Source organism: Ensifer oleiphilus (assembly GCF_013371465.1).
Classification (GTDB): domain Bacteria; phylum Pseudomonadota; class Alphaproteobacteria; order Rhizobiales; family Rhizobiaceae; genus Ensifer; species Ensifer oleiphilus.
In genome coordinates this window covers 1-13,971 of sequence record NZ_JABWDU010000007.1, presented here as the reverse complement: position 1 = coordinate 13,971, position 13,971 = coordinate 1, and the positions used below count along the sequence as shown (strand labels likewise).

General features: G+C 59.8%; 15 protein-coding genes. 3 read left to right on the top strand and 12 right to left on the bottom strand.

All coding sequences use genetic code 11. The annotated features are described in order from the left end of the window. Positions 1-11 precede the first annotated feature (11 nt). The 9 genes from HT585_RS23105 to HT585_RS23065 all read right to left on the bottom strand — a co-directional run bounded on the left by HT585_RS23105 (position 12) and on the right by HT585_RS23065 (position 8,827). Positions 12-800 (bottom strand): SDR family NAD(P)-dependent oxidoreductase, encoded by a 789-nt coding sequence (locus HT585_RS23105; protein ID WP_176355152.1) that lies wholly within the window; start codon positions 798-800, stop codon positions 12-14. Between the two features lie 105 nt (positions 801-905). Then, positions 906-1,895, bottom strand: a complete 990-nt coding sequence (locus HT585_RS23100) for an ABC transporter permease (RefSeq protein WP_176355151.1) — start codon at positions 1,893-1,895, stop codon at positions 906-908. Further along, positions 1,892-3,427, bottom strand: coding sequence for a sugar ABC transporter ATP-binding protein (locus HT585_RS23095; protein WP_176355150.1), 1,536 nt, complete (start codon positions 3,425-3,427; stop codon positions 1,892-1,894). Before HT585_RS23095 ends, HT585_RS23100 begins: the two co-directional genes overlap by 4 nt. A gap of 48 nt (positions 3,428-3,475) precedes the next feature. Next, the gene (locus HT585_RS23090) at positions 3,476-4,411 is read right to left on the bottom strand and encodes a sugar ABC transporter substrate-binding protein (protein ID WP_176355149.1); all 936 of its coding nucleotides are present in this window, start codon (positions 4,409-4,411) and stop codon (positions 3,476-3,478) included. A gap of 22 nt (positions 4,412-4,433) precedes the next feature. Continuing rightward, positions 4,434-5,222 (bottom strand): SDR family oxidoreductase, encoded by a 789-nt coding sequence (locus HT585_RS23085; RefSeq protein ID WP_425513786.1) that lies wholly within the window; start codon positions 5,220-5,222, stop codon positions 4,434-4,436. 76 nt (positions 5,223-5,298) lie between these two features. Then, on the bottom strand, positions 5,299-6,081 hold the full coding sequence (locus tag HT585_RS23080; RefSeq protein WP_176355148.1) for an SDR family NAD(P)-dependent oxidoreductase: 783 nt from the start codon (positions 6,079-6,081) through the stop codon (positions 5,299-5,301). Positions 6,082-6,156: 75 nt separating this feature from the next. Further along, positions 6,157-7,101, bottom strand: a complete 945-nt coding sequence (locus HT585_RS23075; protein ID WP_176355147.1) for a LysR family transcriptional regulator — start codon at positions 7,099-7,101, stop codon at positions 6,157-6,159. Beyond that, complete coding sequence (locus HT585_RS23070; protein WP_176355146.1) at positions 7,098-7,763, bottom strand: TetR/AcrR family transcriptional regulator; 666 nt, start codon at positions 7,761-7,763, stop codon at positions 7,098-7,100. Before HT585_RS23070 ends, HT585_RS23075 begins: the two co-directional genes overlap by 4 nt. A gap of 173 nt (positions 7,764-7,936) precedes the next feature. After that, a complete protein-coding gene (locus tag HT585_RS23065; protein ID WP_176355145.1) occupies positions 7,937-8,827 on the bottom strand; it encodes a LysR family transcriptional regulator in 891 nt (296 codons plus the stop codon). Between the two features lie 110 nt (positions 8,828-8,937). Here HT585_RS23065 and HT585_RS23060 point away from each other — a divergent pair, with 110 nt between their 5' ends. After that, the gene (locus HT585_RS23060; protein ID WP_176355144.1) at positions 8,938-10,005 is read left to right on the top strand and encodes an SDR family oxidoreductase; all 1,068 of its coding nucleotides are present in this window, start codon (positions 8,938-8,940) and stop codon (positions 10,003-10,005) included. A 148-nt stretch (positions 10,006-10,153) separates the two neighbouring features. Here HT585_RS23060 and HT585_RS23055 read toward each other — a convergent pair whose 3' ends face one another. Beyond that, on the bottom strand, positions 10,154-10,462 hold the full coding sequence (locus tag HT585_RS23055) for a NifU family protein (protein ID WP_246707867.1): 309 nt from the start codon (positions 10,460-10,462) through the stop codon (positions 10,154-10,156). Then, positions 10,462-11,469: an amidohydrolase family protein gene (locus HT585_RS23050; RefSeq protein WP_176355143.1), complete on the bottom strand. Its 1,008-nt coding sequence runs from the start codon at positions 11,467-11,469 to the stop codon at positions 10,462-10,464. Before HT585_RS23050 ends, HT585_RS23055 begins: the two co-directional genes overlap by 1 nt. 200 nt (positions 11,470-11,669) lie before the next feature. On the opposite strand from HT585_RS23050, the gene HT585_RS23045 reads away from it, so the two are divergent. Both HT585_RS23045 and HT585_RS23040 read left to right on the top strand, forming a co-directional pair. Next, the gene (locus HT585_RS23045; RefSeq protein ID WP_343214068.1) at positions 11,670-12,557 is read left to right on the top strand and encodes a transketolase; all 888 of its coding nucleotides are present in this window, start codon (positions 11,670-11,672) and stop codon (positions 12,555-12,557) included. A 1-nt stretch (position 12,558) separates the two neighbouring features. Then, on the top strand, positions 12,559-13,545 hold the full coding sequence (locus HT585_RS23040; protein ID WP_176355142.1) for a transketolase family protein: 987 nt from the start codon (positions 12,559-12,561) through the stop codon (positions 13,543-13,545). A gap of 90 nt (positions 13,546-13,635) precedes the next feature. On the opposite strand, the gene HT585_RS23035 is transcribed toward HT585_RS23040, so the two are convergent. After that, on the bottom strand, positions 13,636-13,971 hold a 336-nt coding region (locus HT585_RS23035), incomplete at its 5' end, for an aldehyde dehydrogenase family protein (protein ID WP_176355141.1).

Below are 13,971 nucleotides of genomic sequence, written 5' to 3'. Positions count from 1 at the left end.
CGGTTTCTCCGTCATGTGGTGGGTATGACCCCTCCATCGATATTGATCACATCTCCGCTGATGAACTCGGAAAGGTCCGAGGCCAGGTAGACAACCGCAGTGGCCACGTCCCGGGCGGTTCCAAGCCGCCCCGCGGGCAGTCTGGAATCAGCAAGGAACGCATCGACCGCGCCGTCGATCGTTGTGCCGTAACGCTCGGCGAGCGCATGAAGGAACCCGCCCGGACGATCCCATAGTTCGGTACGAATGTGGGCAGGTGCGACCACATTCGAGCGAACACCCTTGGGCGTGAACTCGCGGGCAAGCGCCTTGGACATAAGGGCGATCGCCGCCTTGGAGGTGCTGTAGTCCGGCAGCAGCGGGTGCGGCATGCGCCCCGCTTCCGACCCACAATGGATAAGCACGCCCTTTTTCTGCGCGAGCATTGTTGGCAGCACAGCCCGCGCCATGCGAACGTAACCCATAAGATTGACGTTAAGCGTCTGCGCCCAATCCTCGTCCGAGACCGCTAGAAATCCGTTCCGTGTCGGACAAATGCCGGCATTGTTGAAAAGCACGTCGATGCGACCAAAGGCTTTCAGCGCCGTATCCGCAACGACCTCCCCGGCCCCCCTCGCTCCCAGATCGACCTCGCATGTAAGCCAGCGGTCCTGGAAAGCGAGGTCTGTCACCGGCGACATGTCGCGGCTGACGCCCAAGACGCAGGCGCCTTCGGCCAGGAACATCTTCGCCGTCTCCAGCCCGATTCCGGATCTTGCGCCAGTGACGATGACGACCTTGTCTATAAGATTGAGGTTCATGGCTGCAGTCTCCTCCACATGCTCTTCGATTGCCGCGGCAAGGATGCCACGGCTACCGAAGAGCGCGTCAAGGTTTCTTCTGCGTTGTCTCCGTCTGCCGCACGCTCAGAGGAGTTTCAGTTTCGTCGTGCGCGAGACCACCGACACGGCGATCACGATGATGATGCCCTTGACGATGCTCTGCACGTAGGTGTCCATGCCCACAAGATTGAGGCCGTTGTTCATGATGCCAATCAGCAGCGCGCCGAAGAATGTCCCCATGACGGTTGCCGTGCCGGGACGAAGCATCGTCATGCCGATGAAGACGGCGGCAAGCCCGTCCAAAAGGTAGGTTTCGCCACCGTTCGGCTGGCCAGAACCAAGCCGAGCCGACAGGATGATCCCGGAGATCGCGGCAAAGAGCGAGCTTAGCGCCAGTCCATAGACCCGGTAGGTGCGGACCTTGATGCCGGATAGCTCGGCGGCGCGTGCATTGCCACCAACGGCATAGAGATACCGGCCGAAGGTTGTCCGCTCCATTACGAACCACGAGCCGGCAACGATGATCAACATGATCAGTGCCGGGTATGGCAGTATGCCTGCGACCTTGCCCTGCCCCAACGCCAGATATTCGGCGGGAATGCCGCCATAGATCGCGCGGCCGCCGGAGATCATGAAGTTGATGCCCCACAAAATGGAGCCGGCGGCAAGCGTCGCGATGAGCGACGGAACACCGACGCCAACGACAAGCGCAGAGTTGATGAGGCCGACGCCCAGGCCAGCGCCGAGGGCGCCCATGATCGCAAGCGGGATCGGCACGCCAGCCACCATCAACAGGGGTGCCAGCAAGCCGGCAAGGCCGACGACATAGCCAACGGAAAGGTCCATCTCCTTGGCAGCGAAACCGAAGGTCAGGCCGACCGCGACGATCGTCAACATCGAGATCTGTTGAAGGATGTTGACGAGATTGGTGCCGGTGAAGAACCGATCCGTGCCGATCGCAAATGCCAGAAACAGGACGATCAGAACGGCAAGCGTGCTGTACTTTTGGACCAATATGCCAATACGCATCGGGCGGGACGCTTTCTCGTGAGCAATAGTTGTTGTCATGGTCATTGGGTCACTCCCGCGATTGCGTTGATGAAGACAGCCTCACTGAAGTCGCGACGGGCGATCTGGTCGGCAGCGTGACCATTCCTGAACGCTACGACCCGGTCGGCCACATGAGCGACCTCAAGGAGATCGCTCGAAGCGACGATGACAGCGGCACCGCGTTCGGCCAGTGAGAGGATGAGATCATGGATCTCGCGTTTGGCGCCGACATCCACGCCTTCGGTTGGTTCGAGAAACACGAAGAGCTTGTACTTGCCCTCGGACGCGAACTGCCATTTGGCAACGGAAACCTTTTGCTTGTTGCCGCCGCTGAGTTCGACAATCTTCGTTTCGGTGCTCGACGTCTTGATGTTGAGCCGCTTGATCAAGCGTTGGGTCTCGGCGCGCTCACGTCCGTTCTGAACCACACCGAACGGCCTGAGGCTGGTCTCCTGGATGCCAGCCATCGACATGTTCTCCCGCACAGTCCAGTCGCCGATCATGGCGTTGATCATCCGATGGTCAGGGATGAGCGCAGCACCGCGCCGTTTCATATCACGCACGCTGGCGCGCCCGACATCCTTGCTCTTGAAGCGGTACTCACCCGCCGTGGCAAGGCTTGGTTCAAACAGGGACTGGGCGAACTCGAAGTGCCCAGAACCGGTCAGTCCGATCAACCCGACGATCTCGCCGCTACGAACCTCCAGCCCATCCATCAGGAAACGCGCGCCCTGCCAGCCCTTAATATCGACGACGATCTCCGCTCCGTCGGCAAGGTTGCGCTCCTTGAGAGCGCCATCGAGCAAACGATCTTGATTTCCGGCCTGCCCGCGATTGAGCATTAGGTCGATCAGCTGACGCTCGCTCACGTCATGCTCCACATTGGAGAGGTGGCTCACTCTGCGGCCATCCTGCAGCACCGTGATCTCGTCGCAAAGATCGATCACCTCCTGAAGGAAGTGGCTGATCAGGACGACCGCCATCCCGGCGTCGGACAGTTGGCGGATCAGCGTCCAGAGGCTTTGTTTTTCCTTGGCCGGCAGTGTTGCCGTTGGCTCGTCGAGGATCAGGACCTTTGGTCGCGAGTGCAGAGCCCTGAGGATTTCGATGACCTTCTGGTCGGCATAGGGAAGCTCATCAACCTTGCGATCAAGTGCGATCATCGTTTCCGGGAACCACTGTTTCGCCAGGTTTTCCGCCTGCCGCTGAACCTCGCGCCGGTTGATAAAAAAGCGGCTTTTGACCGGCTCGAAGCCGAGACAGATGTTCTCGGCGCCGGTCAGATGCGGCACGAGGCTGCCTTCTTGCGAAACGAGCGAAACGCCATTTGCAACGGCGGCTGCCGGATTTTCGAAAGCGACCGGCTGCCTGGCCATGTTGAGCGTGCCGGCCGTCGGCTGGACGGCGCCGCTCAATATACTGACGAGCGTCGTCTTGCCGGCGCCGTTCTCACCGACGATGCCGTGGACGCGACCCTCAACGATCTCGATGGACACGCCGTCGAGCGCGAGCGTCCCCGGCCATTGCTTGGTGATGTTATCAAGAACAATCGACATATTGGACCTCCGAAATGGACGGGCGGCGGCACCGCCCGCCCGACCGGTTCACTTGCAGTTGTCCTTAGTGAAGAGCGTAGCACCGTAGTAGACGATGTCCTTGCCGTTGGTGACTTCCTTCGGGTGATCACCGTCCACCATGACGCGCTTGGCGTAGGTCGCGAGATTCACGCCCCATTCCTCAAACTGCTGCCGTCCGGTCGCAACGAACATGGAGTTGGGTTCGCAAATCGCCTTGATTGCTTCGGGATGCCCGTCCATGCCCGAGACCGGGACGTTCAGTCCGGCGCCCTGGAGCGCGGTAATGGCTGCCTGCGCCGGCTCGTCCCAGGGGGTCCACACGGCGTCGATCTCTTCGCCGTAGCGCGTGCCAAAGTCCTGCACCGCGTTCAGCGTTTCCTGGTAGAAATTGGCGACATCAAAGTTGTATTCGCCGATGACCTTGATGTCCGGATATTCCTTCAGGATCGCGCGCAGCGTATCGGTACGCTCGCGCACCGGCTTGATCTTGTCGGTCGTGATGATGATGAGGTTGCCCTTGCCTTTCATCTGACTGATCAGGCTCAGGGATACCTCCGCGGACATCTGCCAGTTGTTGGTCGTGATGTCTGCGGTCGAGCCCGGGATCCAGCCGGAATCGACGGTGTAAACCGGGATGTGCGCCGATTCTGCGCCCTTCAGAGCGTTACTGGATGCGCGCAGGTCGGCGTAGGTGACGTAGATGACGTCGACACCGCGGTTGACCGCATCCTCGATGTTGTTTGCGACCTTCTCGGCAGATCCGGCAGAATCGAGATAGGTTACTTCCCAATCGTCGATATTGTTGTCGGTCAGGTACTTCTTGAAGCCGTCCTGGGTGCGCTGTTCGGCCTGGAAGGCGGCGTTGCCCTGGACCCAGCCGATCTTGACCGGTTTGGCGAGTGCCGGAGATGCGGCCCAAAGGGCGATGATCGCCACGCTTGTGAATTTCAGAACTGTCGACATGATTTTTCCTCCCATTCTGTCGTCAGATTGATAGAAAGCCGCCGTCGATATTCAGATCGACGCCGGTGCAATAACTCGCCGCCTCGCTCGCGAGAAACACCGCCGGTCCGCCCACTTCGTGGGGCCGCCCCATGCGTTTCATCGGCGTCATCTCAGCGAACCTACGGACGTTCTCGGCCACTTCCGGGCGGCTGTTCATGGGCGTTGCCATGAAGCCAGGGCTCAGGCAGTTGACGCGTACGCCCCGCCCGGCCCATTCGGCCGCAAGGCTCTTCGTCAGGCGGATCACTGCGGCCTTTGTGGCGTCGTAGTGCGCCTGCTCAAGACCAGGGATCGCGGTCGAGCCGCAGATCGACGCCATGTTTAGGATCGACCCGCGGCCCCGTTCGAGCATGCGACGTCCCTCGACCTGGCAAGACCAGAAGAGCCCGTTGAGGTTGATATCCATCATCCTCAGGAACTGGGACTGAGGCATCGTTTCGGCAGCAGCGACATTGGCGATGCCGGCGCTGTTGACAGCGATCTCTATTTCGCCGAGCTCCCGTTCGGCGCTGTCGAACGCGGATTCGATCGAACCTGGATCGGTGACGTCGCCGTCGAGTAAAAGCACTTTTCGATCAGCGTCAGAGATGGCCGCCAGCGTCCCACCCAGACCGGCAGCCCCAGGCAGGTCGAAACAGGCGACATCAGCACCAGCCTCGGCAAGCGCAATGGCGATCGCCTGCCCCAGACCGCTGCCGGCGCCGGTGACGAATGCGCGCTTGCCGCTGAGATCAAATTTGTTCACCTGCACCTCCCGAAACCTGCTGATTTTATTGATAAACCGATTGGCTGTTGGGATTGAGGACGTTGGCTTGAATTCACTCTTCAGCGGCGCTGAAGAAGGTTCACACAATGGCCCTGATCGTGCCGCCCTCTGCACGCATCGCCATGCCATTGAGGTGTTGGCTTGCTGCGAGATGAACAACGCTGCGCGCCACCTCTTCGGGCTCGATCATCCGCCGGATGAGCGATGTCGGCTCGGTTTCATCGAAGTATTCGGATACGACCGCTTCGCGGGTCGTGCCCTTTTCATCGGCAATTTCCTGGTGGTAGCGGCGCACAGCCTCGGTGTTTGTCGGACCGGGCAGGATGGCGTTGACCCTGACCCGGGTGCCCCTGGTCAACTCCGCAAGCGCCCGCGACACACCGAGCAGGCAGGTTTTCATGGCGCCGTAATGCGCCATCCAGGGCTGCGGCTTGACGGCGCTTTCGCTGCTGATGAAGACGATGCTTCCTTCGCCCCGCGCCAGCATGTCCTTCAGCACCAGGCGCGACATGCGCACGCCCGTCATGACGTTCACATCGAAGGAACGGAACCAGTGTTCGTCCGTCGTTTCGAAGAAATCGCGGACTTCGAAAATGCCGATGTTGTTGACGAGGATATCGACGGGGCGATGGGATGAAGCGAAGGCATAAAGCCGCTCAGCCTCGCCCTGCGCCGTGAGATCACCGGCAAGGCCGCGACACCCCGTTCCAAGGACAAAAATCGCCTCCTCGACCTCCGGAGCGCTGATGCCACTCACGGTGACTTCCGCGCCTTCGGCGAGAAAGCCCGATGCGATGGCGCGCCCGATGCCCGTGGCGCCACCCGTCACCAACACGTGTTTGCCGGTAAGACCGTAATCCATAGAAAAATCTCCATGCGTCGTCGTTCGGTGGTCAGGAAAGACGCACCGTCGAGATGGGGGCAATTTGGAACGTGATCAGGCGGCGCCGCGCAGCCTTGGATACTCGCTCCTGCAGAGCTCTGCGCTGCGGCTCAGGCGCTTAACGCGCTGCAGGACAAAATCGATGAACTCGGCCGTCCGCAGAGGCAAACGGTGTCTCGGTTCAGACAGCAGATGGATGATCTCTGGGTCGCAGTCGAAGTCCCTGAGGACTGCAACCAACGCCCCTTCTTCCAGTTCGCGCGCGACGTCCCAGGAGGACACGCGAACAAGCCCTTGGCCCGCCTTGGCCAAGTCGATCAGCGCCTGCCTGTCGGATACGATGCGGTTGCCGCTCACGCGAACAAGTGTCGGTTCACCGTCGACTGCAAAACCCCATTTGTCGGCGGCGGTCTTGCCGTCGAGATAAACGAGACAGTTGTGCGTCACGAGATCGGAAGGCACATCCGGTGCTCCCCTACGCGTCAGGTAGTCGGGCGCCGCGCAGATGACCATGGGGTTCTCGCCGAGCTTGCGGGTGGTCAGCGCGCTGTCCGGCACGGCACCGAAGCGAATTACGATATCGCAATCGTCGTCGACCAGGTTGACGTCGTCGTCTCCGAGGATGAGGCGAAAGCCGATCTCCGGATGCGCTGTACCGAACTCATTGGTTAAAGGGATGAGATATTTCCGCCCGAACTCCGAGGGCGCTGCAATCGTCACGGTACCATTCGGGTTCTTCTTGCGCTGACGCATCGTCTTGTCGAGCCGCTCGAAGTCCTCAAGGATCGCCTGCGACGTTTCAAAGAGATACCGTCCCTCCTCGGTCAGACAGAGGGAACGCGTGGTCCGTTTCAAGAGAGCAACCCCGAAGTGACATTCAAGCGCCTTCAGCCGCCCGCTCATGGTCGCCGGCGACAAGCCGAGCTTCGACGCGGCGAGAGAAAAGCTGTTCGACTTGACGATTTCTGAAAAGACACGAAGATCCTGGATGCTGTTCATTGCGCCACCTCCATTGCGGGCAAGAACTGTCCGAGGTCAGCCATGCTCGCAGCAAGTCCAGTGACGAACACTTCGACGCGCGCGCGGATGATCGGATCGAGATCATCCGGTATCTTGTTGCGGTAGACGTATTTGCGCACGCCCATGTAAAAGAAGCTGGAGTGAAAGCCCCAGACGATCTCGAGCACCAGTTCATCTGCCCTTGGCCCGGTCGGAACCTCGACACCTGCTTCGGCCGCGATTTCGGCGAAGATAAGCGGGAAGGTCGTTTCGTGCAGCAGGCCAAGATATTTCTGGGTGATCTGCGGGTCTTCGAGCGCCGATGCGATGAAGATCCGGATCCAGCGTTCGTCGAGGATCGCAGCCGTGTAGGCCTTAAGGTAACGGACGAGGCGTTCGCGGATCGAAAGCGAACGATCGGCGAGCAGATCGTTCCAGCCCGGATCCCAGCGCTTCAGGTAGACTTCGTCATAGATCTTCTGGAGCAGGTCGTCGCGGTTCTTGAAGTACCTGTAGAGCAGCGGCTGAGAAACGCCGAGCGCATCGGCCAGTTCGCGCGTTGTGAAGCGCAGTCCTCGCTGGGCGACGAAATCGATCGCAAATTCGAGGATCTGTTGCTCGCGGTCAGCCGCGTCGAGGTATTTTCGTGCTGCTTTTGCCATAGCCTATCGTTCTGACACCTTGGCGGCGTCAGTCCTCATGCTTTGAAAATCAGACTTGGCTCCGACCCTAACGGCGGCCGGGAACCTCCCATGCTCTCTCCCTGAGCTGACATAAGAGGTAACACCATCGTCAAAGCTGATCAAGTGATAATTTATCAACTGATAATTTCTCATCAGATCGAACGTCCCAGAAAGTCTAGGAACCTGCGAATTCTCTGCGGCACATGCGTCTGGGCCGAATAGATCGCTGATATGGGTTCAGTCTCCCCTGCATCCCAAGGCACAAGCAGCCGGACGAGGCGTCCTTCGGTAAGATCACCACTGATATGAAATGCAGAAAGCCGGGCGATCCCCGCCCCTTGCAACGCAAAGTGCCGCATGGATTCGCCGTTGTTGACGACCAGCCTGCCACCAACGTCGATGTGGACCGATGCACCATCGGCAGGGTCCTTGAACTGCCAGGTATTGAGATGCGGTCGGCCACCGAAGGTGAGGCATGCATGTTGGCGCAGTTCCTCTGGGCGCGTCGGCTCTCCGTGCCGCGAAAGGTAGTCCGGTGAGGCAACGATGTGCCTTGGTGAGCCGAGCAACCGTCGGGACCGCAGAGAGGAATCGCGCAAGACGCCCGTGCGAATGGCGATATCCGTCTTCTCCGCAATCAGGTCGACGGACTCGTCGCTGAATTCAAGTTCGATGCGCATGCCCGGGTTTTCATCGAGAAACCGCACAACGAGCGGCGAGAGCACGTGGGTGCCGAACGGCAGGTTGGTACTGACTTTCAAGAGCCCGCCAACCGCCTCGGCCTTGCGCGCGATCTTTGCTTCCGCCTCGGCAATTTCCTGCACGATCGCCCGAGACGTCTTGTAAAAATCGGCCCCTTCCGAGGTCAGTCGGAAACTGCGGGTCGAGCGCACCACGAGCTGCACGCCGAGGCGTTTTTCAAGTCGCGTAACCAGCTTGCTGACGGCCGATGGCGACATCGAGAAGAAGCGGGCAGCCGCTGAAAAGCTGCCGGCCTCTACAATCGACACGAAGACTTCCATTTCGAGCGCGCGGTTCTGCATATTGGCCACTATCGTGAACTTTATTCACTTCAGTTATTCCTCAAGTCAGCCTAGCTGACCAGCGGGCAAACCGTCATCCTCTCGTTCATTCATGACAAAGGGAGGAATCCATGTATCAAAAACGCGCATTGATCGTCGGTGCGACGGGTATCGTCGGACTGAACGTCGCTGAGCATCTCAGAGACCTGGGCGGCTGGGAAATCCACGGTGCGTCGCGCCGGCCACCACTTGGATCATCATACATCAAGCCTCACACCGTTGACCTCTTGAAGCGGGACGAGGCAATTGCCGCCCTCTCCCACCTGGCGCCGACGCACATTTTTTACTGCTCCTGGACGCTCGGAACGAACGAGGACGAGAACATTCGCCTCAACGGCAACATGCTGAAGAATGTGCTCGATGCGTTCAAGGACAAGGGTTGCGTCCAGCATGTCGGCGTCGTCACCGGCACGAAGCATTATCTTGGGCCTTTCGAGGACTATGGCAAGGTCCAGCCGATCACGCCCTTCCGTGAAACGGCGCCGCGCCTGCCCAAGAAGAACTTCTACTACGAGCTCGAAGACATCGTCATGGCCTATTCCGCCGAGTATGACTTCGGGTGGTCGGTCCACCGCTCCCATACGATCATCGGCTACGCGGTCGGTAACCTTATGAACATCGGCTCGACGCTCGCCACGCACGCCTCGATCTGCAAGGCGACCGGCCGTCCGTTCCGCTTTCCGGGAAGCCCAACCGCCTATCGCGGCCTCAACGACATAACCGACGCACGCATCCTCGCCAAGCAGATCGTCTGGGCCGGCACGGAACCGAATGCCCGAAACGAAGCTTTCAACGCAGTTAACGGCGATGTCTTCCGTTGGGAGCAGCTCTGGAAGACGATTGCCGATTACTTCGATTTGCCGGTGGCCGAGTATCCCGACCAGTACAATTCGCTTGCCGAGCAGATGAAGGATCTCGGCGGTGACTGGGCCAAACTGGTTGGCCAGCATGGCCTGCAGCCGAACAAGCTCGATCGCCTCGCGTCCGCCTGGCACACCGATCTCGACCTCGGGCGCCCGATGGAATGTGTCCACTCGATGGCCAAGGCAAGAGCGCTGGGCTTCACCGAAACGCAGGATACGGAACGCTCTTTCATCGACGTGTTCGACCGCCTGCGCGCCGAACGCATCATTCCCTGATCGACAAGCAAAATCGAATGAAGCCACGGCGCGCCAATGGCGCGCCGTTTTGCATTTCTTTTGGCAAGACATCGAAGGGGCGACGCGGGATAAAAAAAGCCGCGCTCCATGCGGGGCGCGGCTTCGGGCGTTTCACAAGACAACCCGTTTAAGCAATAAGCGGTCTCGACCCCAGTAGACGAGCGAGACGATCAAGCGTCTTGATGCTCGCATTGACCTGTTCGCAGCGGACCTCCGCCACCCCTTCCACTTCCATAAGATAGGTGCGTATCGGCCCGACATAGGTCATCGCCATGTTGGGGCAAGCCTTGCAGGCGCCGACGAGCTTGATACTGACGACACCCTCCGGGCTGATGTCGGCGATCTCGATATCGCCGCCGTGGCCAAGAATGAGGGGGCGGATGCGCGCAAACGCAGCTTCGAGAGCCTCCGGCGATATCGCACGACGGACCATCATCACACGAGCCCCAGTTCGATCTTCTTGGCTTCGATATCAATCCCCATGCCGCGGGCAAACGCCTTTCCAAGGATGTTTTCCTTCATCTCTCGAGTGATTTCCGGATAGCCGTAGCGCTCTTGCAGTTCTTCCGGCATTTCGAGGTTGGCGAGCGTGTCGATGTAGGTCTGGACATGCGGCCAGATGAAGGCTTCCGAACCATAGCAGATGCGGTCAGCACCGACATAGAGCAACGCCTCGCCGAGCCTCGCCAGCATCTTCCAGGGCTGGAGGTAGTACTGGTTAAACCAGAGCGGCAGGATCAGGTAGATGTTGTCGAAGCGGCTGGCGATCGAGATCGTCTCGTCGACATAGGGGTCACCGAGGTGGTGAATTCCGAAGTTCAGCTCCGGGAAGTCGGCGGCGGCATACTGGATATCATTGGGCTTGAAGGCTTCGACCGGGCCGAGTTCCAGCGGGAAGCCCTTGTGGAACTGAACCATCTTGATGCCGAGCTCGATCGCCTTTTCCCAGAGCGGATAGGCGATGTCGCGATCATCCGCGCGCCAGGAACAGCCACGGCGCTGATACTGGTAGAACTTCATGCTGACGGCGCCGAGTTCCTTGACCTGACGCTCCATCTCTTCCAGCGCGAAATCGAGCCCGTGATAGGCCGGGTCCACCCCGCCGGTCAGAACGACCCGCTTCGGATTCGACTTGGCGAAGGCATCGCTGAGTTCGACCGGGCCAAGCCCTGCCCGCCAGTGCGAGAACAAAGGCACGGAGCAAGCGCTCGCCATATCCGTATCCGAGTTGTCGAAGAGCATTTTGTTGCCCCATGCGAGATCGGGGTTCGAGAAGGTTTCGGTTTCCGGGGGTGGCCCCCGGCGGCCCGTCAGATTGATGAAGCCGGCGATCTGCGAGCGCAGCAGTTTGACGCGCCTGCCGTCGCTTCCCGGCTTGATCTGGTTGTCGCCGAAGTCCTGCGTATGGACCGCCGCGTCGAAAACAAACATCCCGTCTTTCATTGCTTACCTCCTGAAGAAGATCGCCGTTTCACTTGCGTCCTTCTCTAGGTAGCACGAGCCAACCCATTCATTTCTTTGGAATAGTTGAAGATTGTTTTCAGACAATCATGCGAGCGGCCGCGCGCATCTCCAGCTAAAACAAGCCTTGTGATCAAGCATCCCGTGGACGAGATATCCGCGGCTGAGGACGAGGACAGGACGTGACCCAACCAGGCAAGATCGAAGCAACCGGGGGCCGAAACAGCCTCAGACCAAGTGACGAGGAGATCGCATTCCTCAAGGACCGAGCCAAATTCTGTCGCCTCGAGACAATCAGGCTGATTGAGATCGCAAAAGTCGGCCACTACACCTCCGTCTTCTCCGCAGCCGAGCTGTTCTCCGCGCTCTATTACGACGCGATGAACCTGAAGCGGGGCGAACCGAAATGGGAGGATCGCGATCGTTTCATGATGGGCAAGGGGCACGCAGCCGTCGGGCTCTTTCCGATCCTCGCCGACCTCGACTTCATCCATCGCGGTCTGCTCGACGGCTATACGCGTCTCGGCAATCCGCTCGGCGACCACCCTGACATGACGAAGGTTCCGGGTATCGATTTCAGCTCAGGCTCGATCGGCCACGCCCTTTCGGCCGGTTGCGGCATGGCGCTTGCCGGACGCATGCTCGGCAAGGATTTCTACACTTTCGTGATGATCGGCGATGGGGAACTGCAGGAGGGCCAGGTCTGGGAAGCGGCCCTCTTCGGCGCGCACAACGGGCTCGGAAAGCTGATAGGCATCATCGACCGCAACGGCTACCAGCTCGACGGATCGGTTGACGACATCATTGGTGTCGAACCGATCGTCGAGAAATGGCAGGCCTTCGGCTGGGAAACCCATGTCGTAGACGGTCACGATGTTGCCGCCGTTGCGACCCTTTTGCGGACCCTCAAGGCCGACCGCGACCGTGCACGCCCCGTCATGATCGTTGCCGAGACCATCAAGGGTAAGGGCGTCTCCTACATGGAGACCGAGCCAGGCTGGCATCTTGGCTATCTCGACCCCTCGGATGCCGCGTTGGCAATTGCCGAAATCAAAGCGATGGAGATCTGAAATGAACAAGCCGCTTTCAGACAAGTCCTGGCAGTACCGCCAGCTCAATGCGGTGACGCCGGGCCTCGACGCGCTTTCCGACGCCCTGCTGGAACTCGTCGCCGCGGGCGAACCCGTTGTGGCAGGAACGGCCGATCTCCAGTACTCAAACGGCCTTTCCAAGTTCCATCGCCTGCATCCGGAGCGCTTCGTGCAATTCGGCATTTCCGAGCAGAACATGGTGTCAGCTGCAGCCGGCATGGCTGCGGTGGGAATGAAGCCCTATGTGGCAACGTTTGCGTCTTTTCTGGCACTGCTTTGCTGCGAGCAGATCCGCATGGATGTCGCCTATTCGAAACTTCCAGTCAGGCTGATCGGCCATCATGCAGGGATTTCGCTCGGGTTTTACGGCACCTCGCATCATGCGACGGAAGATCTTGCAATCATGCGCTCGATCGCCAACCTGACCGTGATCGCGCCGGCAGACGGCAACCAACTGATGGAAGTCATCAAGGCTTCAAACGACTATCCCCATCCGATTTACATACGGACGCAGCGCGGGCGTGATCCCGAGGTCTACGCGAACCGCCAGCCGTTTACGATCGGCAAGGCGATTTCCCATTTTTCGGGAACTGACCTGACGATTATTGCGACCGGATCCACGGTGCATCCTGCACTCGAGGCAACGCGCGCGCTGAGGCGCGCCGGCGCCAGCGTTGGATTCATCGACATGGCCACGGTCAAGCCGATCGATCGCGACGCGATCCTGGAGGCGGCGGCTCAAAGCCCGCAGATCTTGACGGTAGAAGAGCACAATGTGCTGGGAGGGCTCGGCGGAGCGGTCGCCGAGGTGCTGTCGAGTGAAGGACTGCCCGTGAAGCTGACCCGACATGGCATCTACGACGAATACAGCCTGATCGCGCCGCCGACGCACCTCTACGTCCATTACGAGCTCGACGCGAAGGGGATTGAGGCGCGCGCCGTCAAGCTGCTGGAAGGGGTGTCTTGAACCACCGTGCCGGATAGGCCACAGCTTCCATGACTACCATCTTCGTCAAGACCGCGACGCCTGGCGCCGCGGTCTTTCTCGCGGCTGGCCTTACGCAACGCCGCCGAGGCAGACATATTTGATCTCGGTGAATTCCTCGATGCCGTATCTGGAGCCTTCGCGGCCAAGGCCGGAAAGCTTGACGCCGCCGAACGGTGCCTCCGCCGTCGAGATCAACCCGGTGTTGACCCCGACCATGCCGTATTCTAGCGCTTCCGCCACGCGGAACACCCGCGCCAGATCCTTCGCATAGAAATAGGAGGCAAGGCCGAATTCCGTATCGTTGGCCTGCTCGATCACATCAGCCTCATCCTTGAAGCGGAACAGCGGCGCCACCGGGCCGAAAGTCTCTTCGCGCGCCACCGCCATCGCCTGGGTGACGTCGGC